Source organism: Shewanella sp. Shew256 (assembly GCF_002196695.1).
Classification (GTDB): Bacteria; Pseudomonadota; Gammaproteobacteria; order Enterobacterales; family Shewanellaceae; genus Shewanella; species Shewanella mangrovisoli.
Genome location: NZ_NAJR01000014.1, coordinates 51,397 through 73,533, shown reverse-complemented (window position 1 = coordinate 73,533; position 22,137 = coordinate 51,397). Strand labels below are relative to the sequence as shown.

Below are 22,137 nucleotides of genomic sequence, written 5' to 3'. Positions count from 1 at the left end.
TGACAGTTTTAGGGTGAGTAGTGACATTTTTGGCCAGTGCGCTAGACTCAATGCATGATGAGGCTGGGGAGGGCATTGGGATGAAAAGGATCACTATTTTGGCGACGGATAATACGGTTGCCAGCGGGATTATTGGTTTTCTCGATGTGTTTAGTTTCTGCAATACCTATTGGCGGCGAGTCAATCCACAGGCCGAACAAGACTTGTTTGAGTGCCAAGTGGTGTCGAGTCATGGCGGTGATATCCTAACGAATCAAGGTATTAAAGTGCCTGCCGTTGGGCTTAATACCCCGAGTGATATTCTGCACTCCGATGCGGTGATCTTGGCCTCGGCCATGGTGACCAATAAAAGCGAGTTTCAAACCTATCTCAATGATTTTGAATCCTTATTCGAACCGTTAAGGCTGTTTGCTGCCTCAGGAAAACCATTGGCGGCCTATTGCTCCGGCACCTTGATTTTAGCGGCCTCCGGCCTGCTGGATGGGCGTGAAGCGACCACCGTCTGGTGGCTGAATGAGATGTTTCAGCGACACTTTGCCAAGGTGAACCTGCGGATGGACAAGCTGGTGGTGTCCGACGGCCATCTGCATACCGCGGGGGCGACGACCTCGAATATGAGCCTCGCCCTGCATTTAGTGCACATTTTGGTGGGTGAGCAGTTAGCAAGCCAGATGGCAAAAATCCTGTTGATTGATCCTAATCGCCAATCCCAACAACCCTTTATGACCATGGATCTGATGACGTCGAGCCATAAGGACGAGGTGATTTGGAATGTGCAGCAATGGATGCAGCATCATTTAACCGAACCGCTGTTACTAGATGATATTGCTGATAAATTTGCTTTAGGTAAGCGTACCCTTATTCGCCGCTTTAAAAAGGCATTAAACGAGACTCCGGCCAGCTATGTACAGCGTCTGCGGGTGGATGAGGCAAAACGTCTATTGGAAACGACCAGTTTAGGCTTAGAGGAAGTGGTCACCCGTGTGGGTTATGAGGATGTCAGCTCGTTTCGCAAATTATTCATTCAGCTAACGAGCTTAACCCCGAGGGCCTACAGGCAGCGCTTTAATACTCAGCAATATGAGTTTGATAGCGACAACTGCTGCGAGGCCGAACTGCATTAACGGCTATTTCAGCGCATCAATCTGCTGCGCCAGAGATCTCTTGGCTGTGTCATTCTCTGCGTCTGTCACTATGCGCTCCAGCACTTGCAGACGCTCGGTAAGCACTTGATTCTGTAAACTCAGTTGCGTGAGTTTATCCTCAAGCTGTCGCTCGTTGCCGCCGCCCAGTTGGCGGATTTTTAGATAATGCTTAAACATTTCTGTGGCACTCACGCCCACCACAAAAGTCACCATGATCACCATCAGCACATATTCGTTTTCCATAACTGACCTCTTTAACCCAAGGGCGTACAGTGCCCTTGGGTCGATAGTGTTATAAGCCGAAGACCACTTTTTCACTCTTTAAGGATTTTTCCATACCGAACGCCAAGACGAGGGCGATGGCTAAGGTGCCGAGCGTCGATACCAGCAGTTGCAGCATGCTCATGTCCTTACCTTTGATAAAATCCATCAGTGCCTGTTGCTGACCCGAGACGGGCAACCACTGCAGAATGTCCGGCGCTATGTTGTAGCTGGCCGCCATCGATAGCGCTAAGGGCACAAACAACACCATGGTCAGGTAGGATTGGGCTTCCTTAAAGGTTTTCGCCATAAAGGACACAAACAATTGCAGACAGGCGGCCATCAGCGCGACGGGAATACCGACCAGCAGCATTAGCGCCATAAACTCATTGGTGATGCTGACGCTAAAGCCGAGTTCCTGCCAAGGCACGAAGGTATAGGCGACCTTAGACACCAGTAAAATCAACACTAAGCCGAGCAGGGCAAATAGGCCGACGGCGATGATTTTAGAGAGCACTAATTGGCGTGTGGTCAGTGGATGGCTGAGTAACAATGCCAAGGAGTTGCGCTCACGCTCACCGGCGCTGGTGTCGATGGCCAGATTCATCCCCGAGATAAACACTGAATAAATCATAGTGAAAATGGCGATGCCTAAGATCATCCCGCCCTTAGAGTCGGTCGTGGCTTGGTCATGCACATTTACTTTCAGTGGCTGCACCACTCGAGGGTCGATACCACGGGCGATTAAGCGTAGGCTACCCATTTCGGCGCTGTAGGCCTGCAACTGTTTCTCTAAGCGACGAATCGAGTTTTGCAGTTTTTCCTCTGAGTTATCGGCCACGATAGTGATCTCGGCGCCTTTGCCTTGGTTCATCTGCTTGGCATAGTCGGGGCTGATAATCAGCTCGATGGCTTTCAGATCCTTAGCGCCAGCTTCACCTTGGGTAATGCCCTTGTTGGACAAAAATCTCACTAAGTCAGGTGCTTTGTCGGGGTTAGTGATGTTGATTTTGAGATCGTCTGGGCTGGTCAGCTGGCCGATAAGCACCATAAACAGGCCACACATGATCAGTGGCGTGCCGATGGCGTAGTAGAGTCCCGCCATCACAGAGCGTTTATCGCGGGCGGCGTCTATCAGTTCCTTGCGAACCATTGCGATGATTTTGTTCATGATTATTCCTTATCCCAAGTTTGTCTGTTCGCCATGAGGTCGAAGCAGGCGTTATCGCAATTTGTGTGAGCGTTAATGCTGTGAGTCATCATGCGGCAATCCCCTCATCGGTACCGATCAGCTGGATAAAGGCATCTTCGAGTGAGGCCTTACCCGTTTGCGCGCAGAGCTGTTCAGGGCTGCCGATGGCGACCACTCGACCCTGCGCCATCACGATCACTTGGTCGCATAATGCTGCGACTTCCTGCATCACATGGCTGGAAAACAGCACACAATGCCCTTGATTCTTAAGGTCAATAAGAATGTCGCGCAGCAAACGAGTACTCATTACATCGAGTCCACGGGTCGGTTCGTCGAGGATAATATTGCTCGGACTGTGGACTATGGCCTGGGCGAGTGCGGTCTTCATTCTTTGCCCTTGGGAGAAGCCTTTACAGCGGCGATCGCTGATATCTTCGAGGCGCAATTTGGCGATGACATTGTCGGTGGCCGCCTTGGCATCGCTCGCGGATAAACCGCTGAGTTCGGCAAAGTAACGGATATATTCCCGCGGTGTTAAGCGCTCATACAGACCGAACGGGTCGGGGAATAAGCCTAACTGCTGCTTAGCGCCAATCGGGTCGATGGTAACGTCGATACCTTCAATTTCAGCCGTGCCAGTGTCGGGTTTTAACAGGCCGAAAATCGTGCGTAAACAGGTGGTTTTACCCGCGCCATTAGGGCCGAGCAGGCCGGTGATCTGGCCGTTCTCGGCCACGAAGCTCAAATCGTTTAGGGCCTGCACTTCGCCGATGCGCTTAGAAAGATGGGATACTTTGATCATGATTACTCCTTGGCACCAGTGCTGGGCTTATCCTTGGCTGATTGGGTTGCGGCTTCGGTCACGAGTGGCTCAACCGAGCTGGCATTTAAATAGAAGCTACGGCGTACATCCTTCTTCAAACATTCACCATCGAGATCTTTGACCGAACCAGTACGCACTAACTCGGCGATTAAGTTATTGGCACAGGACTGATAGGCCACGCCATGGGTAGCGTATGGCGCGACAAAGTGTTTGGCGTTAGTGAGTTTTTCCATCGCCAGTTCACCCCAGCTCGGTGGAGTTGCTGGGTCAATTTCGCCCGACAGCAACAGTGTGGGGATATCGCTCTTGATAGGCTCGCTAAAGTTGGCATCGACCGCAGGCACCTTCCACACAGAGCACGAGGTTTCGAGGCTTTCGAGCATGGTTTTGCCGACATAGGAGTTTTTGGCCTGTTCACGCATCGCCGGAGTGATGCGATGCATGTCTTCTCCGCAGACGACTGAGGCGTGCATGCCCATTGCCATACCCGCATTATCCGTAGTTAAGGCAAATAACCCGAGTAATGGTTGGTAGTTACCCTTAGCGGCCTGATGAATTGCATGGGGCACTAAGGCGCGCACATTGGTTTGATACAGCGCCATGCGGATCGCGCCGTAAAACTTTGAGCGCGTCATAGTGAGTAGGGTCTTTTCTCCCGTCACAGGGTCGTGCACTTGCTCCATCACTGGCCCTTGGCTGAGTTTAGCGACTACTTGGTCAAACTCGGCCTTGAGCTCAGGAAACTCGGCATGGCAGGCGGCAGTGTCTTGGCAGTCTTTAAACAGCAAGTCAAAGCCACGTTCAATCGCCGAGCCAATCTCCAATACGCTCTGCTGCATGGGCACAATGCCGTCTATGGTGACTGTGGCTAAGTGCTCGGGATATAAGCGCATATAGAGCTGCGCCATACGTGTGCCGTAGGAGATACCGTAGAGGTGCAGTTTCTTATAGCCTAACTTGGCGCGTACGGCTTCGAAGTCTTGCACCGCATTGAGGCTGCCATATTGGGTAACGTCAGTATCGGGGAATTGATCGCGGCATTTTTGCGCCTCGACCAAGGTATCGACATTATCCTCGTCGATGGCGAGCGGAGATTGCGGGCCTGAGTTGCAGTTCAGTGGATTCGAGCGGCCAGTGCCCCGTTGATCGATAAGCAGAATATCGCGCTGTTGGCGCACTTTGTTCAGCATGCTATCGAAGCCTGCCGCGTTATCTATGGCCGATTGACCTGGGCCGCCGGCGATCGCCAGTAAGGCCTCTTCGTGGTTGACGTTTTTCACTGCGGGCAAGACCACATAATGCACTTGGATCTGTTTGCCATCGGGCTTATTAGGGTTTTCCGGCACAGTGACAAAGCCGCAGTTTAAGCGGTCCGACACGCCCTCCACATAACAGGTGTTGGCGGATTCAGTGGGCTTTACTGAGTTGTCGCTCGCCCAAGCCGTGGCGCTACCCATGGCGAGCATCAGCGCACTCAAACTGATGATGCTTTTGCTTAACTTGCCCGAGTGCTGGCGCGTATCAATGCGCTTCATTGCCACGTCAGCGCTGGCATTATGGGACTTCCTGTGGATCATGCTATCTATCATGAGCGCTTTCCTTTTTGCATTTCAGGATGAGTGTGTTACTTTAAATACAGTGTATCGGTGTATCAATGTATTAATACAGTGTGTAAAGGCTAATGTTAGAACTTTTAAATGTCAACCCCAGCAGTGGTGAGCCAATTTACAAGCAATTACACGAGCAAATCGTGCGCTTGATTGTGGGCGGCCAACTGCAAGAGGAAGACGTATTACCCTCAGTGCGCCAAATTGCTGAATATCTTGCGGTTAATCCGATGACGGTGTCCCGCGCGATTCAGCAATTGGTCGATCAAGGTTGGCTTGAGCGCCGCCGTGGTCAGGCGACTAGGGTCGCCGCGCGCAGTGAGGCGATGGAGTCGGGCGTGAGTCTGCTCGAGCCGCAATTAGATGCGCTGCTGGCACAGGCAAAGCAGCTGGGCGTGAGTCTGCCCGAGTTACTGCAATTGATTAATGAGCGCTGGTAGCCTGAGTCGAGCTAAGCGAAAACGAGAATAAAAAGGACGCAATTCGATGGACCAAGACTGTACCCCAATACTAACGTTTTCTAACGTAAACAAAGTGTTTCGCGGCAAAGGTGCCAGCGAAAAACGTGCGCTCAAGGATCTGACCTTACGTTTATCGGCCGGTATGGTGGTGGGTCTATTGGGACAAAACGGTGCGGGTAAATCGACCCTAATGCGCTGCGCTCTGGGGATCCTCTCGCCGGATTCGGGTGAAATCCGCACCTTAGGCGAAACGCCGGAGCAGCTTTCTTCTGCCGCTAAGGAACGCTTAGGCTATGTTCCGCAGCAACCCTTTGGTTATGAAGGTTTTACCGTTGAGCGCGCCCTCGATTTGCACCGCAGTTTTTATCCCCACTGGGACATGCAGCTAGAGCAGGATTGGCTCGCCCGTTTCGAATTAGATGTGACTCAACAGGTACAACGCTTGTCCGTTGGTCAGCGCCAATCCTTAGCTTTGATCATGGCGATGGCCTATCGCCCCGAGTTGCTGATCCTCGATGAACCCGTGGCCAGCCTCGACCCGATAGTCAGGCGCAAGTTTATGGTCGATTTGTTCGACTTGGCCCTCGAATCCGGCTCGGCCGTGTTGTTCTCATCCCATATCACCTCAGATTTAGAACGGGTCGCGAGCCATGTCGCCCTGATTAAGCAGGGCGAGTTAGTGCTGTTTAAGGAGATAGATGCCCTGCGGGAAGAGGTGCGACTCGTTAAGCTAGCGGACGGTGCCGAGTTGCCGGAGCAGGTGCGTATCCTCAGCCGTGATGGTGATTCTGTGCTGGTGGACAGGGGCGATATTGAGCTTAATCTGCCCGGTGTGCTGCGCAGTGAGGCGCTGAATTTGGAGCAACTCTTTGTGGAGCTGCACAAATGAGTGCCGCTAAACCCTTAGTTCAAGTACCTGAAAAACTGGGGACGCACCATTCGATTAATCCCTTTAACGGCATGCTGCGCCTGTGGTTGTTTGATGTCGGCAGTGTGAGTTTTCTCGGTACAGGCATATTTGGCTTAGTGCTGAGTATCTTGGCTGGATGGGCGGGACAGAAAGAGAGTTTCGATATCTTCGTTGCCATGGCTGTCGTTTCGACTTCGGCGGCCGTGGCTTGGCAGCTTATTCGTTTGATGGCCAATGAGTGTTCGATATTAATTCCCCGTTATCGACAGAATGTGTTTATCCAATGCGAAGTGATGCTTATCGGTGTATTTAGCTTAGCCGTGCTGCTTTGTGTGTTGTATGACTTCACCTCGAGCCTGTCATTACTGGTCTTTGCGCAAGGGATAAGCCTAGGCTTCATTCTGTTGTGTTTGTTGCAAACCCAGTGGTTTTACAGCTCATTTTTACTGTTTATTTTAGTGCCATTTTCCAGCGATTTGGCCGAGCAAGTGCCGCTGTGGCTGAGTTTAGCCGTGTTGTTTGTATTAGCCGCCTTGATTTGGCGCCGATGCCTAGTGTTACCTTGGCGAGTAGAGGCGCGCAGCGTGTACCTCAATGGACTCGAGATGGGCTGGTTTTGGTTGCCGAGCCTGCAATCGATGCGGATCTTGAGTCGATTAGAGCGCTACCTGCATCCGGTTAACTTCTTTATCGGTCCTATGCTGACCGTATTGCTGCTATTACTCCCTGTGCTGACGATAGTGCTCGGGGGGTTATCCCATGAACTGCAATGGAATTTCCCTGTGTTACTGCTGTTGGCGCAGTTTAGTGTGATCGGCTGCTCGCTAGTGCACTGGAGCCGGGTGCAGCGCTCTCGGGCGACAGAATTGCTCTTATTACTGCCGGGGTTCGATGGGCGTGCAGGTTTAGTCAAAGCCTTTGCCCGTGGGCAGCAACGATTACTGTTTTTCATCGGCATAGGCATTTTGCTCTCGAGTCTGTTTATCACTTGGCTCAATGGCAACATGACATTGGCCTTGCTGGCGCACTTAGTGATGAGCACTTATTGGGCCTGCGCCTTAGTGTTAGGGCTAGGCTGCCTGTGCCGCCGCGTATTACAGGTGAGCCTAACCATGCTGGTGGTCGTGGGGCATTCAATCTGGGTGTCTATTAGCCTTGCAGCGCTGCAACATGAGGGCAGCCTGTTTTATTGGTCGCTGGGCAATATTTTACTGGTGATCCTTGGGCAAATCGCACTGTATTGGGGCAGCAAAAAGCTCTGGCAGGGCGACATTACCGGGCTCTGATTGCCCTGAAATGGCGTGATTGGGGCGACATTTGCACAAGATTAGAGCAAAAACTCTTAGTTTTTGGCTTGCCTTCAGGTAGAATGCCGCAAAAGCGGTACACTTGTAAGCTAAAAGGTGAGTCACTCATGTCTCTCGAACAATATCACGTAATTCGACTATTACAGCAGCAAAGCCAGTCATTAAAAGAGGCTATCGCGCTGGAAGGTTTTGAAATGGCTGCGCCTTGGCATCAAGTCAGTTGGCAGGCATTCGATCAAATCAGCCATAAAATTGCACAGGTGTTGATTGAACTTGGCGTACAAGTGCAAGACCGTTGCGTGATCCTGTCACAAAACTGCCCTCAATGGACCTGCGCCGACATAGGTACCCTGAAAAGTCGTGCCGTTGTAGTACCCATTTACCCAACCAGCACCTTAGAGCAGGCTAGCTTTATCATTAATGATGCGGCGGCCAAGGTGATTTTTGTCGACGACGCTAAGCAATATGCGCTGGCCTGTGAGCTGCAAAAACAGTGTCCGACCCTAGAGCATGTGATTGTGTTCGACGCGAGTGTTGAGCTGGCGCAGGACAACGCCCAGCATCAGCATTTAGACAGCTTATTAGCCAAAGAATACGGCCAGAGTGCTGAGCTTGAGCAGCGCTTAAAGGATGCCAATCTCGATGATCTGTTAACCCTGATTTATACCTCTGGTACCACGGGCGACCCTAAGGGCGTGATGCTGGATTACCGCAATATGGCTTCGACTGTGCGTCAGCACGATCAGATCCTGCCGTTTACCACTGGCGATGTGTCGTTAGCTTTCCTACCGCTAAGCCATGTGTTTGAGCGTGGTTGGAGCTTCTACGTGCTGTGCCGTGGCGGCCACAACGTTTACCTGCAAAACACCCAGAGAGTGAAAGAGGCCATCAGTGCCGTGCGTCCGCATACCCTGTGTGTGGTGCCGCGTTTCCTCGAAAAGGTTTACAGCGCAGTGCAGGATAAGGTCGCTAAATCCGCCAAAGGCCGTAAAAAACTGTTCGCTTGGGCCATGGGCGTCGGCGATCGTCAGTTTGAGGTGAGCCAAGGCCGCGCTAAGGGCGGTTTGTGGCTATCCTTGCAGTGGCGCTTAGCGCACAAGCTGGTTTACAGTAAGTTGCAGGCTGTGCTCGGTGGCCGCTTAAAGTTTATGCCCTGCGGTGGCGCCGCCCTCGATTTAAACGTAGCGTCTTTCTTCCATGCCATTGGTATTCCTGTACTTTGTGGTTACGGCATGACGGAAACGAACGCGACTGTGACCTGTAATACTTTAGATAACCGGGTTGCAGGTTCGAACGGTAAAGTATTGCCCGAAATCGAAGTGAAGCTAGGTAAGGACGATGAGATTTTAGTCCGTGGTGATACCGTGATGCGCGGTTATTACAATCGCCCTGAAGACACTGCGGCTGCCTTTGAAGATGGCTGGTTGAAGACCGGCGATGCGGGGCGACTCGATGCTAATGGCAATTTGTTTATTACCGACCGCATCAAAGAGCTAATGAAAACCTCTAACGGTAAATACATTGCACCGCAGCGGGTTGAAGGCACTGTGGGCCGTTGCCCCTTTATCGAACAAGTGGCTGTGATTGCCGATGCCCGTAACTATGTGACTGCGCTGATTGTGCCAGCCTTTGAATCCCTCGAAGCCTGGGCCAAGGATAAGGGCTTGAAATACGAGTCACCTATCGAGCTGCTGCGTCATAGCCATGTGGTTGAGCATTTTGAGCAGCGCTTAAAGCATTTGCAGCAAGAGTTGGCGGGTTTTGAGCAAATCAAAAAGTTTACTTTGCTGCCAGAGGCCTTTTCGATGGAGGCGGGATTAATCACCCCGACGCTGAAATTGCGCCGCAAAATGATTTATCACAAGTACGCCCATGAAATTAATGCTATGTACAATAATTGATTGTTAAAGCTTTGATCCTAAAAGGCCGCTTTGCGGCCTTTTTTGTGTCAGCCACTTCCTGAAGCATCGGACTTCGCTTAAAATTCGCCCCGCTTACTGGTGCGCACGAGGCGCAAGGTGTCGGTGTTAAGGATAGTTAAATGGAACTTTCGATTCGTCGTTTATGCGCCGCAGTTGGTGCGGTGTTGCTCTCTTCTTTTGCGGTTATTCCTGCTGCACTTGCGGCGGAATATGACAAAATGGTTCACGGTCCCGTGGATCTTCCCAATGGCCAATGGCTCAATTTTTATCAAAAAGATCAACAGGTGTGGGGCGAAATGCTCTACGGCGATGCGCCAGGTGTGCGCATTGACGATTACGGCCGCGCCGAAATCGTGGCGGTGTTTTACTATGACTTCGACAAGGGCGGCACCAAAGAGGTGATCGTCATGCTCAAGGATGCCGATGGCCAGCATCTGCGGGGTTATGGTTTTGAGGGCGAGGAGTTGACTAAACTGCCGCGCCTGCAAGCCGTACTCGATGAAGTCGCACCCACCATTAGCACCTTTACCGTCGGCGGCGTTCGCAAAGTATTAAGCCAGTTACCACCGCAGCAGTACCGTATGACCTATGAGGCTGAGGGCGTCCAAGAACCTGACATCAAAGCGATTCTTGATGGTACCTCTAAGCTCAAACCGACTTTAATTGGCTATCGCAATTCTGAAGGTACGGCGACGGATGTAAAAACCGCAGTGGAATACAAGCTGCGCTATCCCGTGACTCGCACCGATAAAGATGCCGAGGGGCGTGAACGAAAATACAGTCTGGTGGCAACCTTTGATCGCAGTGCCTACGTCGAAGAAGATAGCAGCTTTATGCTGGTGGCCATTGGCTATGAGGTCGACGACGTCGATTGGCTTAAAAATGGTAGCGAAAAAATTCCGCGAACAGGGCCTTTTTACGAATTCATGAGTATGGGCAGTACTTGGGCTGGTGTTGCCAGTGAAGCCCATTATGTGCAGGGTGAGCTGGATGGTCACTTTGCCGCCTACGATGCCCGCAATGGCAGTGTGATGTATGCCGGTGACTATAAGCTGGGTAAGCAAGTGGGTAAGTGGATTGAAGCCGACAGCCGTGAAACCTACTGGGTAGGCGAGTACCTCGACGGTAAGAAACAGGGCAAATGGGTGTTGCAGTCCATTATGGATGACGCCGATAACTACGGCTTTATTCACTACAACAAGGGCTTGCCCGATGGCCCGAGTGAAATCTATACCCCAGATTACGATTCCAGCACCGAAGGCGCGAAAAAGTTGTCCGAAAAGGGCATTTATCTCAATGGCGTTAAAGATGGTGAGTGGCTTGAGTCCGATGGCAGCAAAGGCCAATACCAAAAGGGTGTGAAACAAGGCGCTTGGGTGGAAAAGGTCACCCAAGGGGATTATCGCTTTCAAACCGGTGAAGGCCGCTACCTCGATGGTAAACGTTCAGGTACTTGGGTCTATATTCGAACGCCCGATGAGAACGATGCCTTTACCACAAAGCAATCAGTGACTTATCTCTATAAGACCGAAGTCAACTATGAGAATGGCCTACGCCAAGGTGAGGCTAAGCTATTCAATAAAGATAATTTTATGTTCGCCCTTAAACATTACGATAAGGGCCGCCTCCACGGTGAAAGTCTATGGTACTCAGCGCCAAATATCGTCAGCAATGTTGCCAACTATCGTCAAGGCGAGTTGGATGGCGCACAAATGTGGCTCGAGCCTAACGGCGATCTGAATGAGTTGAGCCAATATAAGTTTAATGACGCCGTAACACTTAAACCCTCGCAGGATGAATGCATGATGCGAAAAGAGCCCTACGCAGGTGATTGTGAGGGCGTATTAAGCGCAAAAAATGCTGAAACTAGCTCGATTAAAGACGGTGAGCAGCGAGTGTATCGCGGCGGCCAACTATCCGAATTAAGCTATTACACCAATGGGTCGCTTGATAAAGAATATCGATTCGATTCCAACGGTCGCTTAACGTCTCTGCAGACCTATAAAGCGGGTCAGGAATACGGCCCAAGCATCCGCTATTCTACCGACGGCGGCTATTCGCTCGTCCAATATGGTCATCTGATTAATAACCGTCTCTCTGGCCCCCATTACACTTTCTATCCGAACGGCCAGTTAAAGAGCTTGTGGAACTATTGCCAGCAAGAAGGCGAAACTTGGAACGGTGAACCCTATTTCTGGGATAACGCCATTGCGCGCTGCGGTATCCAGCGAGAGTATTTTGATAATGGTGCCGTGAGTTGTATCGAGGATCTCGACGGCAATTATGCCGTGGATAAAGTCTGTTATGACCGCAATGGTAAGTTAGCCAGCGAAATGCTGCGTATCGACGAGCAGCATGTAGTGCATAAGCGCTATATGAACGGGGTTATCTATCAAGAGGAACCGGGGTTCTCGGATTTTTCCCATGTGACTAAGGGGCGCAAAATCTATCACTTAGAAAACCCGAAAAGCCATGGTGTGTTTAAGTCCTACGACAGCAGTGGCAAGCTCAAATACGAAAAAATCTATGATATGGGTAAGGCTGGCTGTATGAAAAAATACGATGCCAATGGCAAGCAAACCCCAGAGACCGCGAGCTGCCAGTTCTAGCATCGCGCTTCTTATTTCTGTTAGGCTTGGTAGGGATAAACAGGGTAAGCGCCTCGTTTATCCCATTCACAGCATATAAAGTATAAGAACAACAAAAGGGAAGTTTGCATGTCAGTCACCGAATACAGCCTCGAAATCCACCCAAGATTTACCGAAACCGATGGCCTAGGCCATATCAACAACACAGTGATCCCCGTGTGGTGCGAGGCGGCGCGCACACCAATCTTCGAGATTTTTAATCCCGAGTTGGATTTGCATCAGTGGAACCTCATAGTGGCAGGCTTTACCGTGGCCTTTATCGCGCCGACTTATTATGGCAAGAGCGTGACGGTGAAAACCTATGTCAGCCGTATCGGCAATAGCAGCTTCGAGCTGACCCAAAGCTGTTGGCAAGCGGGCAATAAAACCGCCGAAGTGAAAACCACCTTAGTGCACTACGACTACAGCTGCGAGAAGAGTCGTCCCATCCCTGAAGATATTCGTGAAATCTTAGCTAGCCTGAACGGCGAAGCTGCTTAAGTCTGATCTTCGCTTTCACCGCACAATTGCAATTGCGCGGTGAAAACGTTAACGTGGCGGCCGCAAATGTGATGCGGATCACTTATCCGCGCCTTTATTCCTCCCGGCCGGATTTAGCATGAGATTTTACTTCACCCGAATGCGTTCTAAGGACATCTGTCCGCCACGACAACCCCTGAAAAAGATCGTTTGGTCATGGGTAGGGGCCTTTTGTGGCATTTATCTAGTCGCCAGTCTCGCCACTTATATGGGCGATAATCTACTCGGCACCATGTTTGTGATTGGCTCATTTGGGGCGTCGGCGGTATTAGTCTATGGTGCGCCGCTGGCAGAGTTTTCTCAGCCACGTAACTTGATTGGCGGCAGTGTGTTATCGGCACTGATTGGTGTGGCTGTGTATCAAGTATTTGCCGACTATATGGTGCTCGCGAGTGCGTTAGCGGTATCACTTGCCATCGCATTGATGTATTTAACTCGCACGCTGCACCCTCCGGGCGGCGCAACGGCATTAATTGCCGTGATTGGCGGCGAGAACGTGCATCAACTCGGGTTTCTCTATGCCTTGATGCCAGTCTTTCTCGGCTCACTACTGCTATTGCTGGTGGCGCTGGTCGTGAATAATCTCTCCACCGATCCCAAGCGCCACTATCCAGTGTATTGGATTTAGCTCTGTACAGTACAAGTCAAAATAAATCCTTAAACTCGGATGCGGCTTAAGGATCTACTCTAGATAGATAAGCAAGAAGGTACAGTTAAGTACTTTAAAATCAGAGTTTTGGATTGGCGTGTAGATTTCGGCAGGGCTAGGGCCGCGCCATGTTTCTCTTTGTTCGTGAGTGAGCTGAAACGCTTGTTGAGTATGATTTAATCGAACCTTGAGTTGTTCTCCATCAAAAAACCAAGTTCCAATGTGCTGCTCTAGCTCAAAGTTATTGTTGGTCGGTTTTTCGTATTCGAGTACGACTTGGCCTTGTGGCGTAAGATTCAGGGTTGCATCACCAGCACTGCAATGCTCTGTTCTGATAAAAGATGGCGGCAAAGAGTGTAAAGCTTGTGTGCTGTCGCGTAAGTAAATACCGACATTATTCGTGCTGAAAAAGTGTTTACCTTCGGCAAATTTTTAGATTGCTGGCTCGGTAAAACCCTGGCCTTTTAGGATGTTTTCAATTTCCGCTATGGCTTGGGTATCGCGAAAAGCCGGATTGGTGGCGATTACGGCATTTGGAAATTCCACCGGAATAGCAATCGGGCTTTGACTCACCTGCCAACCGAATTGTATCAAGGCCGTTTTAATGGCTTGTATCTTAACTTGCTCAACACCTTGAGTAATCAAAATGGCTTGGCGTTGTTGGCAATCGGATATGAGAGTTAGGCTGACAAGCAGTAAACCCTGGCAAACTCGAGTTAGGTTCATGTTGCAGCATTCCTTTGCGGCGATATCATTGATTATGTTATAAAACTAGTTATTTCAAAAACTTCTGCACATACCAACAGCTGGCTTCTATCTCAAAATCTTGGGCTTTGGCCCATTTCAGGCCATGGCGAACTAAACGTTCGGCAAGGCCTTTGCCGCGTAGCTCGTCGGGTACAAAGGTTCGATTAAAATCGATGTGCTGGCCATTGAGTCGGTATTCCAGCACGGCCTCATGCCCGTCCACTGGGATCACAAAGCGTTGTTTATCCTGTTGATGCTCAACGGCGGCTTCTATTGGCGCTTTTTCTGACATACAGCCTCCCTCTGATTTGGCCTAAAGTGTTATGGCAATGTCGCCATAGACTCGGTAGCTTAAGCTTGCTCGTGTTGTTTAAGAATGGTGAGTAATTCCGTGGGAAGCTCGACTTTTTGACCCGTTTTAAAGTTAAACATTACAGCGACCGAAGTACCTAAGGTCGTAATTGCCTGTTGCTGTTTACTAAATGCCTGATAATGCATGGTAAATCTGTCACTTTGAATATCGCTGATACTCACACTGACCAATAGCGTATCGGGGAAGGTTACAGGGCGTTTATAGCGGGCCTGATTTTCGCTAATAACAGGACCGACACCCGATTTATACAGGGCATCGAGTGGAAAGAGACGGTTGAAAAAGTCGATACGTGCGGTTTCAAAATAACGGAAATAGACCACATTGTTGACGTGTTGCAGCGCATCCATTTCGCCCCAAGCCACGGGGATTTCGGTCACTATAGGGTGCTGTGCGAGAAACTTTTCCATTGGACTTAGTGTTGGACTTTCCATTGCATTACTCATAGTCAAAAGCTCTAGTTAAAACGCTCGTTTAAGAAGCCAGACTAGCAGTATAAAGTGCGAGCGACAAGCCTAAAGCGTGGTGATATGCTGGCAAAGGGCGGCAGATTTATGATGATTTTTTCAATTATTTTAATGGATTAAATACTATGTATATTGGTGCTGTGGCGAAGCAAACTGGCCTGTCTATCAAGGCGATTCGTCTCTACGAGGAGTGTGGATTGATCAGTGCGCCGATCCGTAAGGGGCGTTATCGCACTTATAGCGCAACCGATATAAAGCAGTTATTGCTGATCAAAGAGGCTAAAACCTTAGGTATCAAACTCTCGCAACTTAAAGACTTGTTTACCGAGGGTGAACAGGCGGCGCAGCTTGAGTCTGTGCAGCAGTTTTTATTGCATATCAAAGCTGATTTCCTACGGCAGATTAGCGAATTAGAAGATAAATTAGTCAGGCTCGATGCCTGTATTGATGGTTTGGATACCTGCGAATCCCGCGCGTAATTGCGGGCTTGACTCTGCCCCTAGGGGCAGAGCTTAAGCTGTTGTCATATTGAATACTCAAGGTTTTTACTATGACAAAAAAGATACTGGTGGTTTCTGGGCATCCCAAACCCGATAGCCTGTGTGAACATTTAGCCGACACTTACGCCAAGGCTGCGAGCGAGTCGTATTCGGTGCGCCTATTAAAACTTAGCGAGTTAGAATTTGAGCCTAATCTGGCGCAGGGATACCATCAACAACAGCCCTTAGAGGCGGATCTGCAACGCTTTCAACAGGCTATTCTCTGGGCTGAGCATGTTGTGATTGTGGTGCCCATTTGGTGGGGCAGCGTACCCGCCAAGTTTAAAGGATTAATTGACCGAACATTTTTACCCGGTTTTGCCTTTCAGTACCAGCAGGGGAAAACCTTTCCCAATCGACTGCTCAAGGGGAAAACCTCACGCATTATCATGACCATGGATACGCCGCCTTGGTATTACAAGTGGTTCCAAGGCGCACCCGCCCTAAAGCAATTAGATATCGCGACCTTAGTCTTTAGTGGCTTTAAGCGCGCTAAGAGCCAAATGCTGGGGCCTGTGATTAATGCCAAGGCGCTGCAAGTGCAAAACTGGCAAGCGCAAGTTGAACGGCAAGGCAGGTTGGGGCGTTAATCAATAAGGAGCTTAAGTGATTAAACACGTTGGCAATACTCAGATCCAAGCCAAGCATCTCGCCAGTTGCCATTGTGGCGCCGTGGTATTGGAGTTATCGCTGCCCAATGGCATTGAAAAGCCGAGGCGTTGTGATTGCTCAATCTGTCGGCGCAAGGGGGCTATCGTCGGCTCAGTGCCGCTGGCGGGATTGAAGATTATCAAAGGCGAGAACGTATTAAAGTGCTACGAATTTAATACCAAAACCGCCAAACATTACTTCTGCTCTGTGTGCGGTATCTATACCCATCATCAAAGGCGCTCTAATCCCAATGAATATGGCTATAACCTTGGTTGCCTCGAAGGCGTGAATCCCTATGAATTAGGTGATGTGCCCGTTTGCGATGGGGTGAATCACCCTGCGGATAGGTAGGTTTTGTTGCCTGCCTGATAAACAAAAAGCGACCCTAGGGTCGCTTTTTGTGTGCAGTGTCGGTGTTACTCGATGACTAGCTCATCGAAACTCTTGATAGTGCGAAAATCACCCGTGCGTTGTTTGCTGTCGCGCACCATTTGGCAGGTCATCATGCCAGCGGCTTCGGCGGCTTTAAGCTCTTCAACCACGTCAGACACAAACAGCACTTGCTTAGGACTTAGGCTGATGGTGTTGAGTATGTTGGCGTAGGCTTGTTTATCTAATTTGTTACCGGTACGGGTATCAAAATGGCCGCTAAACAGCTCGGTTAAATCGCCGCCATCACTGTGGCTGAACAGCAGTTTTTGGGCTTCAACTGAACCCGAAGAGAAGCTGTAAATACGCAGTTTTTGCGCGCTAAAACGGCTAACCGCTTCGATAAAGTCGGGGAAGATATGGCCTGTAAATTCGCCATGGGCGTAACCTTGCTTCCAAATTAAACCCTGTAGGGTTTTGAGTGGGGTCACTTTGCGGTCTTCATACACCCATTGCTGCAAAATTTCAGTCACGCGGGCTAAATCGGCATCGGGTTCGAGGGCGATATCTCGGGTGTCGCAGATACAGTTTTCCACCAAGACATTGTGTTGGTTCTGCGCTAAAAAGTCTGGTAAGGCTTTGACAGAGTAGGGGAATAGTACATCTTGGATAAAGGTTAGGTCTGTCGTGGTGCCTGCTGTGTCTACGACTATGGCTCTGATACCCATAATGTTTTGATACTCCACAATATGTTGGCTAAAAAATGCAACCCCGATCCTAAGCGTTATTGGGGTAATTGGCTAGTGGATTTCGCCCTTAGACCGTGGGAGATTGTGCACCATATCACTCAGCTATTCGACTGAAACTTAATTAAATGAGGAATTTTAGAGGCTTATCTAGTGGATATGGATGAAATACTGGATTTAGTCGGGAGAATTAGGCTGTTTATGATCCCACAGTTTGTTGCCAGCATAAGACTATGGTCTTAATAGCTAAGGGAAATTTTGGCTGTTATTGTAGCTTTACTATCTTTCGACTGAATTTGTTCCCCTTTAGGGTTTTATGGATGAGGTCGAGCGCGCTCCGCACTGATGAGACTGTTTATGAAATATTTACCCGCATTTGGCTTAGGTATTCTGTTGGCGGTATTGAGCTTTGTGAGTTTTGCACTGGTTGCAACGGCGGGCTATATGTACGCCTTGCTCGGAAGCGTCGATAACCTTAGCCACACTAGCCCGGTTTATCTGGGGTTAGGTGCCCATGATGCGGGCTTATTATTGCTGCTCTCTGGGCTGATGTTATTTAGCTATCAGCGACTTTTTCCTCGATTGCCATTCGATTGGTACGCAGCGGTGGCGATGCAATTACCCTTAGGTTCCTTAGTGCTGTGGGCGGATGGGGTTTCCTTTAATCTCACGGATTTTTACGGCGTAGCCAGAGCCTTAACCCTCTTTAGTGCCACCTTTGGAGTGCTGATTATTTTTGGCTTATTGCAGCGCCGTGGTCGTAGGCTGGCTCGGGCTTAATCGGTCATTTGTTGACCTTAAACTGGCCTTGCTGGAATAAAATCCGTAAAATCATTGCCCTAAATGGATTTGAGTCGTAAGAGTAGGAGCCAATGAGTTCGATTGAATTTGATATTCCCGAAGATCACCGTATTCCCTTTCAGAAGTATTACAAACAAAAAATCGCCCCTAAATGCGCACCGTTTGAAGCAAAACGTGAAGGCGTGAACCAGAGGCGGCGTGAAAATGCCAAGTTCACTACCCCAATCTACTACCTATGCATCACGGTGATTTTGGGCGCCTTCGCCGGGTTGCTCGGGGTCCAGTTTATGCTGGTGCCTATGGATTATTTTGTGCCTTTGATGATTGGCGCGTTTCTGCCGACTCCCGTGATAGCGTTAGTGGCGATTGCCTCGGGAAAGGAAAGCAATGAACTCTATAATGCCGCTTTTGAAAAACTCTATCCCATTAGTCTCAAGTACTTCGGCAATGATTATGTGTTAACGAGGGAGCCTAAGGTGGATTTCTCAACCTTTCTGGAGTTGGGGCTGCTGCCTAAAACCGATAAACAGTATGCGCAAAATTGCCTTAAGGGAACCTATAACAAGGTGCCGTTCCAGTTTTATGAGGTCGATGCTTACAACACTAAATCGAACAATAATGGCTCGGTTGAGCGAGAGACCATCTTCAATGGTGTGCTACTGGTGTGCAATATTCCTAAGCGATTCAACGGCACGACCTTGTTAGTCACGGATAAGGGCAGTTTAAAAAATCGTATTGAGGGGTTTAAGACAAAGCTGTCGCGGGTCAAGCTTGAGGATGTGCGTTTTGAGCGTTGTTTTGAGGTGTATAGCAGCGACCAAGTCGAGGCGCGCTACTTACTCAATCCCTTGATGATGGAGAATCTCTTGGCCTTAGGTCGCGAGCTAAATGCCGAGGTTGAAGCCTGTTTCTATCAAAAACAATTGCTGATTAAGATCCCGACAAAACACCATTTCTTTATCAATCAACTCGATTTAGATCGCCCCATCGATTTTAAGCTCAATATCGAGCAGATGTTCACCGAGTTAGGTTATACCTTCTCGATCATCGATACTTTAAAACTTGATAAGCATACCGGGTTATAGCAACAGTCACCTCAATAGCAGCCACATACTGTGGCTGCTTTATGCGGCAGCTTAAAACATGACTTTTGGCACTTATGGGTGACTCCCCGTGCTCGTTACTATCAAGCTTCAAACTTTGATGGAGCAAGATGATGAACACGATTTTCACCCTGTCGCAATTTGTGCATATCACCGCGGGCGCACTGGCATTAGTGTTATTTTGGATGCCTGCCATGCTGAAAAAGGGCAGCGCGAATCACAGTCGTTTTGGCCGTTACTATGTCTATGCCATGTACACAGTGGCGGCGACGGGCGTGGCGATGGCAACAACGGGCTTAATTGATCCGCTCGCCGTGATTAAACAGCCTGCTGTCAGTGCCGACGCCTTAGCAGCGCAGATTGCGGATCGTCAAAATGCTTGGATATTTCTCATCTATATCAGCTTGTTAACTCTAGTGACCGTGAGGCATGGCGTGTTAGTTCTGCGTTATAAGGTGCAGCGTCAGTTATTAAAATCGCCGCTGCATTTGTTATTAATGCTGAGCTTAACGCTACTTGGCCCTGTGATGGCGCTATGGGGATACCAAGAAAAGCTGATCCTCGCGGTGATTTTCGGCCTGTTAGGCACAATGGTTGGGGCGGGATTCCTGCGTTATAGCTTTAAGGCGACCCTGACCAAATTAGAATGGTGGATTGAGCATTTAGGCGCCATGATTGGCTCGGGTATCGCTTGTTACACCGCCTTTTTCGCCTTTGGTGGCAGCCGTTTGTTTATCGACCATGGCAATTTGCGTCTGTTGTCGTGGACACTACCAGGTGTTGTCGGTTTTGTGGTGATCCGCTATTTAAGCGGCAAGTATCAGCGTCGCTTTGCGGATTAACCTGAGTCCTGAAAAGAAAGGGTGCCGTAAAAACTAAGGGATCCGTAAAAGCATAGGGGCCGCCTAAGCTGCCCCTATATTGAGATGATTTGAGCGGTTGTACCCGAATTAAACCTTGGTCTCGGCGGCATTGGCAGCCTTAGCGGATTCGAGCCACTGATCCATCTTTTGCTCCAATAAATCTAAGGGCAAGGCACCATTTTCGAGCAGCCTGTCGTGGAAGACTTTAATATCAAACTTATCGCCCAAGGCTTTTTTGGCCTTAGTGCGTAGTTCGATAATTTTCAGCTCGCCCAGCTTGTAACCTAAGGCTTGCCCCGGCCAAACCACATAGCGCTCGATTTCGCCCGTGGCTTCAGAGAGGTGTATTCCCTCAGTCGCCACAGCATAATCAATGGCTTGCTCACGGCTCCAATCCTTGGCATGCATACCCGTGTCGACCACTAAGCGCACCGCGCGGTGTAACTCAGACTGCAAGCGGCCAAGGTCGTTAATTGGATTATCCTGATACATGCCCATCTCGGCGGCTAAACGCTCGGCGTACAGCGCCCAACCTTCTCCCGCGGCATTAGAGTAAAAAATGGTACTCAGCAGCGGCAAGGTATCCGACAGACCGATGAGAGTCTGTAGGTGATGGCCGGGATTGGTCTCGTGATAGGTTAAGGTTTGCAGCGAATAGGAGGGCAGCGCCGCCATATCGTACAGGCTTATCCAGAAGGTGCCCTTACGTGAACCATCCTGTGAAGGCGCATCGTAAAATGCACCGCTGGTTGCGGCGGCGCGACTGTCTGGCACGGCTTCAACCGCAACCTCTTGATTCGGTAACAGCCCAAACCACAGTGGTAATTTGGCATTCACTTTCGCCAGATAGCCGTGAATGTCCGTCATTAATTGCTGTTTGCCCTCGGCGGTATTGGGGTAGATGTATTTAGGATCCTTAAGCAATCGCTGCATACGCTCGCCAACTGTGCCTTTGCGGTAACCCACTTGTTTGAGTAACACATCCATCTCGGCGGTAATGCGGGCGACTTCGTCTAATCCCAGTCGGTGGATCTCATCTGGGGTCATCTCCGAATTGGCGAGGTGCTTAATCATCGCCTTGTAAAGTTTCGCGCCTTGAGGTTGGTGGCCGAGTCCCGCCACATGAGTGGCCTTAAGGCGCACGGCTTGCAGTGCGGAAATCAACTGACGCGTCGCAGGGTAATATTTTGTCTCCACCAGTTCGGCGGCAGAGTTCGCCAACGCCTCACTGTCTGGTACTTGGGCGGCGGTTAATTTGGCTTTAAAACTGCTAACTAAGGGATGTTCACTTGCATGGTGGACTAACTGTTGCTGCAAACCCGCTATGGTCTTATCGATAATAAAATCGGGTGGGATTACCCCCATCTGCACATCTTGATCCAACTTATCGATAACTGTGCCCATGGCGGCAGGGTACATGGTTAAGCGGTTAAGATAGGCCTTGGCTTGCTCTGGGCTGGTGACCGCAAACTTATCTTCCATATACCCCGGAAATTCAACATGTAGTCCCGATAAGTGGTTGACGACATAAGGTAAAAACCAAACGCCGTATTCACCGAGGATAGTGCCATAAGCCACGGTTTCGGCAGGCAGCAGGGCACCGGCGATTTCAGATTTTATCGAGCCTAAACTCACTTGCTCCGAGGCGCTAAGCTGGCTGGCATCGATAGCGTTGAGTTCGGCTAATATGGTCTTAAGTGCTTTACGGCGATGATTTTCCCCCGATGGGCTGTAATCGGTCAGCTTAGAGAGCACATCCTTGCCTGCCTCATCCTCAGCCACGCCATAATAGGTGGCGATTTCGGGTCTAAGGGCAAAATAACGCTGGGTGATTGGCGCGAGTTGCTGCTTTAGGCTCAATACTGGGATGGCCTTTTCGGCCTTGGCCTGCTCAGCAGTTTGATTGGTCTGTGTTGGGTTTGGATCGCTACAGCCCGTTGCTAACATGGCCAGCATTAAAGCATTTATTATTCTTTTCATCGGGTTACTCATACAAAGACATTGAGGCAAATCCGTTATCGAACCTATCCCCCAAGT

General features: G+C 49.8%; 24 protein-coding genes. 14 read left to right on the top strand and 10 right to left on the bottom strand.

Going from position 1 to position 22,137, the window contains the following annotated elements:
• Window positions 1-80 precede the first annotated feature (80 nt).
• Entirely contained in the window at window positions 81-1,124 is a 1,044-nt protein-coding gene (locus tag B5P39_RS20115) for a GlxA family transcriptional regulator (protein WP_088212749.1), read from the top strand.
• 3 nt (window positions 1,125-1,127) lie between these two features.
• On the opposite strand, the gene B5P39_RS20110 is transcribed toward B5P39_RS20115, so the two are convergent.
• From B5P39_RS20110 to B5P39_RS20095, 4 genes are all read right to left on the bottom strand, one after another.
• A complete protein-coding gene (locus tag B5P39_RS20110; protein WP_088212737.1) occupies window positions 1,128-1,388 on the bottom strand; it encodes a hypothetical protein in 261 nt (86 codons plus the stop codon).
• Window positions 1,389-1,437: 49 nt separating this feature from the next.
• Complete coding sequence (locus tag B5P39_RS20105; RefSeq protein ID WP_088212736.1) at window positions 1,438-2,577, bottom strand: ABC transporter permease; 1,140 nt, start codon at window positions 2,575-2,577, stop codon at window positions 1,438-1,440.
• An 88-nt stretch (window positions 2,578-2,665) separates the two neighbouring features.
• A complete protein-coding gene (locus B5P39_RS20100; protein WP_088212735.1) occupies window positions 2,666-3,400 on the bottom strand; it encodes an ABC transporter ATP-binding protein in 735 nt (244 codons plus the stop codon).
• Between the two features lie 2 nt (window positions 3,401-3,402).
• Window positions 3,403-5,010 carry an alpha/beta hydrolase gene (locus B5P39_RS20095; RefSeq protein ID WP_088212734.1) on the bottom strand — a complete coding sequence of 536 codons (1,608 nt, stop codon included), beginning with the start codon at window positions 5,008-5,010 and terminating at the stop codon, window positions 3,403-3,405.
• A 92-nt stretch (window positions 5,011-5,102) separates the two neighbouring features.
• On the opposite strand from B5P39_RS20095, the gene B5P39_RS20090 reads away from it, so the two are divergent.
• From B5P39_RS20090 to B5P39_RS20060, 7 genes are all read left to right on the top strand, one after another.
• Window positions 5,103-5,468 carry a GntR family transcriptional regulator gene (locus tag B5P39_RS20090; RefSeq protein WP_088212733.1) on the top strand — a complete coding sequence of 122 codons (366 nt, stop codon included), beginning with the start codon at window positions 5,103-5,105 and terminating at the stop codon, window positions 5,466-5,468.
• Between the two features lie 46 nt (window positions 5,469-5,514).
• Window positions 5,515-6,378, top strand: coding sequence for an ABC transporter ATP-binding protein (locus tag B5P39_RS20085; RefSeq protein WP_088212732.1), 864 nt, complete (start codon window positions 5,515-5,517; stop codon window positions 6,376-6,378).
• The gene (locus tag B5P39_RS20080; protein WP_088212731.1) at window positions 6,375-7,685 is read left to right on the top strand and encodes an ABC transporter permease; all 1,311 of its coding nucleotides are present in this window, start codon (window positions 6,375-6,377) and stop codon (window positions 7,683-7,685) included. The genes B5P39_RS20085 and B5P39_RS20080 overlap by 4 nt, the downstream gene beginning before the upstream one ends.
• Window positions 7,686-7,813: 128 nt before the next feature.
• Entirely contained in the window at window positions 7,814-9,607 is a 1,794-nt protein-coding gene (locus B5P39_RS20075) for an AMP-dependent synthetase/ligase (protein ID WP_088212730.1), read from the top strand.
• 140 nt (window positions 9,608-9,747) lie between these two features.
• Window positions 9,748-12,237, top strand: a complete 2,490-nt coding sequence (locus B5P39_RS20070) for a toxin-antitoxin system YwqK family antitoxin (RefSeq protein ID WP_088212729.1) — start codon at window positions 9,748-9,750, stop codon at window positions 12,235-12,237.
• A gap of 108 nt (window positions 12,238-12,345) precedes the next feature.
• The gene (locus tag B5P39_RS20065) at window positions 12,346-12,756 is read left to right on the top strand and encodes an acyl-CoA thioesterase (protein WP_088212728.1); all 411 of its coding nucleotides are present in this window, start codon (window positions 12,346-12,348) and stop codon (window positions 12,754-12,756) included.
• Between the two features lie 118 nt (window positions 12,757-12,874).
• Window positions 12,875-13,423, top strand: coding sequence for an HPP family protein (locus B5P39_RS20060; RefSeq protein WP_037416221.1), 549 nt, complete (start codon window positions 12,875-12,877; stop codon window positions 13,421-13,423).
• Window positions 13,424-13,477: 54 nt separating this feature from the next.
• Here the strand turns inward: B5P39_RS20060 and B5P39_RS25050 are convergent, their stop codons facing one another.
• From B5P39_RS25050 to B5P39_RS20045, 4 genes are all read right to left on the bottom strand, one after another.
• Window positions 13,478-13,795 carry a hypothetical protein gene (locus tag B5P39_RS25050; RefSeq protein ID WP_254915827.1) on the bottom strand — a complete coding sequence of 106 codons (318 nt, stop codon included), beginning with the start codon at window positions 13,793-13,795 and terminating at the stop codon, window positions 13,478-13,480.
• A gap of 81 nt (window positions 13,796-13,876) precedes the next feature.
• Window positions 13,877-14,170, bottom strand: a complete 294-nt coding sequence (locus tag B5P39_RS25045; RefSeq protein ID WP_254915826.1) for a hypothetical protein — start codon at window positions 14,168-14,170, stop codon at window positions 13,877-13,879.
• A gap of 49 nt (window positions 14,171-14,219) precedes the next feature.
• Window positions 14,220-14,483 (bottom strand): GNAT family N-acetyltransferase, encoded by a 264-nt coding sequence (locus B5P39_RS20050; RefSeq protein WP_088212727.1) that lies wholly within the window; start codon window positions 14,481-14,483, stop codon window positions 14,220-14,222.
• Window positions 14,484-14,542: 59 nt separating this feature from the next.
• A complete protein-coding gene (locus B5P39_RS20045) occupies window positions 14,543-14,971 on the bottom strand; it encodes an acyl-CoA thioesterase (RefSeq protein WP_088212726.1) in 429 nt (142 codons plus the stop codon).
• A gap of 182 nt (window positions 14,972-15,153) precedes the next feature.
• On the opposite strand from B5P39_RS20045, the gene B5P39_RS20040 reads away from it, so the two are divergent.
• The 3 genes from B5P39_RS20040 to B5P39_RS20030 all read left to right on the top strand — a co-directional run bounded on the left by B5P39_RS20040 (window position 15,154) and on the right by B5P39_RS20030 (window position 16,569).
• Window positions 15,154-15,507 carry a MerR family transcriptional regulator gene (locus B5P39_RS20040; protein ID WP_088212725.1) on the top strand — a complete coding sequence of 118 codons (354 nt, stop codon included), beginning with the start codon at window positions 15,154-15,156 and terminating at the stop codon, window positions 15,505-15,507.
• Between the two features lie 71 nt (window positions 15,508-15,578).
• Window positions 15,579-16,157, top strand: a complete 579-nt coding sequence (locus tag B5P39_RS20035) for an NAD(P)H-dependent oxidoreductase (RefSeq protein ID WP_088212724.1) — start codon at window positions 15,579-15,581, stop codon at window positions 16,155-16,157.
• A gap of 16 nt (window positions 16,158-16,173) precedes the next feature.
• Window positions 16,174-16,569 (top strand): GFA family protein, encoded by a 396-nt coding sequence (locus B5P39_RS20030; protein WP_088212723.1) that lies wholly within the window; start codon window positions 16,174-16,176, stop codon window positions 16,567-16,569.
• 65 nt (window positions 16,570-16,634) lie between these two features.
• Here the strand turns inward: B5P39_RS20030 and mtnC are convergent, their stop codons facing one another.
• Window positions 16,635-17,315 (bottom strand): acireductone synthase, encoded by a 681-nt coding sequence (gene mtnC / locus B5P39_RS20025; protein ID WP_088212748.1) that lies wholly within the window; start codon window positions 17,313-17,315, stop codon window positions 16,635-16,637.
• A gap of 363 nt (window positions 17,316-17,678) precedes the next feature.
• Here mtnC and B5P39_RS20020 point away from each other — a divergent pair, with 363 nt between their 5' ends.
• The 3 genes from B5P39_RS20020 to B5P39_RS20010 all read left to right on the top strand — a co-directional run bounded on the left by B5P39_RS20020 (window position 17,679) and on the right by B5P39_RS20010 (window position 20,079).
• On the top strand, window positions 17,679-18,113 hold the full coding sequence (locus B5P39_RS20020) for a hypothetical protein (protein WP_088212722.1): 435 nt from the start codon (window positions 17,679-17,681) through the stop codon (window positions 18,111-18,113).
• 92 nt (window positions 18,114-18,205) lie between these two features.
• Complete coding sequence (locus tag B5P39_RS20015; RefSeq protein ID WP_088212721.1) at window positions 18,206-19,219, top strand: DUF3137 domain-containing protein; 1,014 nt, start codon at window positions 18,206-18,208, stop codon at window positions 19,217-19,219.
• A 128-nt stretch (window positions 19,220-19,347) separates the two neighbouring features.
• Window positions 19,348-20,079: a hypothetical protein gene (locus B5P39_RS20010; protein ID WP_176400012.1), complete on the top strand. Its 732-nt coding sequence runs from the start codon at window positions 19,348-19,350 to the stop codon at window positions 20,077-20,079.
• A 108-nt stretch (window positions 20,080-20,187) separates the two neighbouring features.
• Here the strand turns inward: B5P39_RS20010 and B5P39_RS20005 are convergent, their stop codons facing one another.
• Entirely contained in the window at window positions 20,188-22,080 is a 1,893-nt protein-coding gene (locus tag B5P39_RS20005; protein ID WP_254915825.1) for a DUF885 domain-containing protein, read from the bottom strand.
• Between the last annotated feature and the right edge of the window lie 57 nt (window positions 22,081-22,137).

Coding starts and splice junctions, on each gene's coding strand:
- B5P39_RS20075 (WP_088212730.1), top strand. CDS start 7,814: ATGTCTCTCGAACAATATCACGTAATTCGACTATTACAGCAGCAAAGC.
- B5P39_RS20105 (WP_088212736.1), bottom strand. CDS start 2,577: ATGAACAAAATCATCGCAATGGTTCGCAAGGAACTGATAGACGCCGCC.
- mtnC (WP_088212748.1), bottom strand. CDS start 17,315: ATGGGTATCAGAGCCATAGTCGTAGACACAGCAGGCACCACGACAGAC.
- B5P39_RS20110 (WP_088212737.1), bottom strand. CDS start 1,388: ATGGAAAACGAATATGTGCTGATGGTGATCATGGTGACTTTTGTGGTG.
- B5P39_RS20115 (WP_088212749.1), top strand. CDS start 81: ATGAAAAGGATCACTATTTTGGCGACGGATAATACGGTTGCCAGCGGG.
- B5P39_RS20035 (WP_088212724.1), top strand. CDS start 15,579: ATGACAAAAAAGATACTGGTGGTTTCTGGGCATCCCAAACCCGATAGC.
- B5P39_RS20020 (WP_088212722.1), top strand. CDS start 17,679: ATGAGACTGTTTATGAAATATTTACCCGCATTTGGCTTAGGTATTCTG.
- B5P39_RS25045 (WP_254915826.1), bottom strand. CDS start 14,170: ATGAACCTAACTCGAGTTTGCCAGGGTTTACTGCTTGTCAGCCTAACT.
- B5P39_RS20095 (WP_088212734.1), bottom strand. CDS start 5,010: ATGATAGATAGCATGATCCACAGGAAGTCCCATAATGCCAGCGCTGAC.
- B5P39_RS20090 (WP_088212733.1), top strand. CDS start 5,103: ATGTTAGAACTTTTAAATGTCAACCCCAGCAGTGGTGAGCCAATTTAC.
- B5P39_RS20040 (WP_088212725.1), top strand. CDS start 15,154: ATGTATATTGGTGCTGTGGCGAAGCAAACTGGCCTGTCTATCAAGGCG.
- B5P39_RS20100 (WP_088212735.1), bottom strand. CDS start 3,400: ATGATCAAAGTATCCCATCTTTCTAAGCGCATCGGCGAAGTGCAGGCC.
- B5P39_RS20065 (WP_088212728.1), top strand. CDS start 12,346: ATGTCAGTCACCGAATACAGCCTCGAAATCCACCCAAGATTTACCGAA.
- B5P39_RS20015 (WP_088212721.1), top strand. CDS start 18,206: ATGAGTTCGATTGAATTTGATATTCCCGAAGATCACCGTATTCCCTTT.
- B5P39_RS20085 (WP_088212732.1), top strand. CDS start 5,515: ATGGACCAAGACTGTACCCCAATACTAACGTTTTCTAACGTAAACAAA.
- B5P39_RS20060 (WP_037416221.1), top strand. CDS start 12,875: ATGAGATTTTACTTCACCCGAATGCGTTCTAAGGACATCTGTCCGCCA.
- B5P39_RS20050 (WP_088212727.1), bottom strand. CDS start 14,483: ATGTCAGAAAAAGCGCCAATAGAAGCCGCCGTTGAGCATCAACAGGAT.
- B5P39_RS20070 (WP_088212729.1), top strand. CDS start 9,748: ATGGAACTTTCGATTCGTCGTTTATGCGCCGCAGTTGGTGCGGTGTTG.
- B5P39_RS20005 (WP_254915825.1), bottom strand. CDS start 22,080: ATGAAAAGAATAATAAATGCTTTAATGCTGGCCATGTTAGCAACGGGC.
- B5P39_RS20045 (WP_088212726.1), bottom strand. CDS start 14,971: ATGGAAAAGTTTCTCGCACAGCACCCTATAGTGACCGAAATCCCCGTG.
- B5P39_RS20080 (WP_088212731.1), top strand. CDS start 6,375: ATGAGTGCCGCTAAACCCTTAGTTCAAGTACCTGAAAAACTGGGGACG.
- B5P39_RS20010 (WP_176400012.1), top strand. CDS start 19,348: ATGATGAACACGATTTTCACCCTGTCGCAATTTGTGCATATCACCGCG.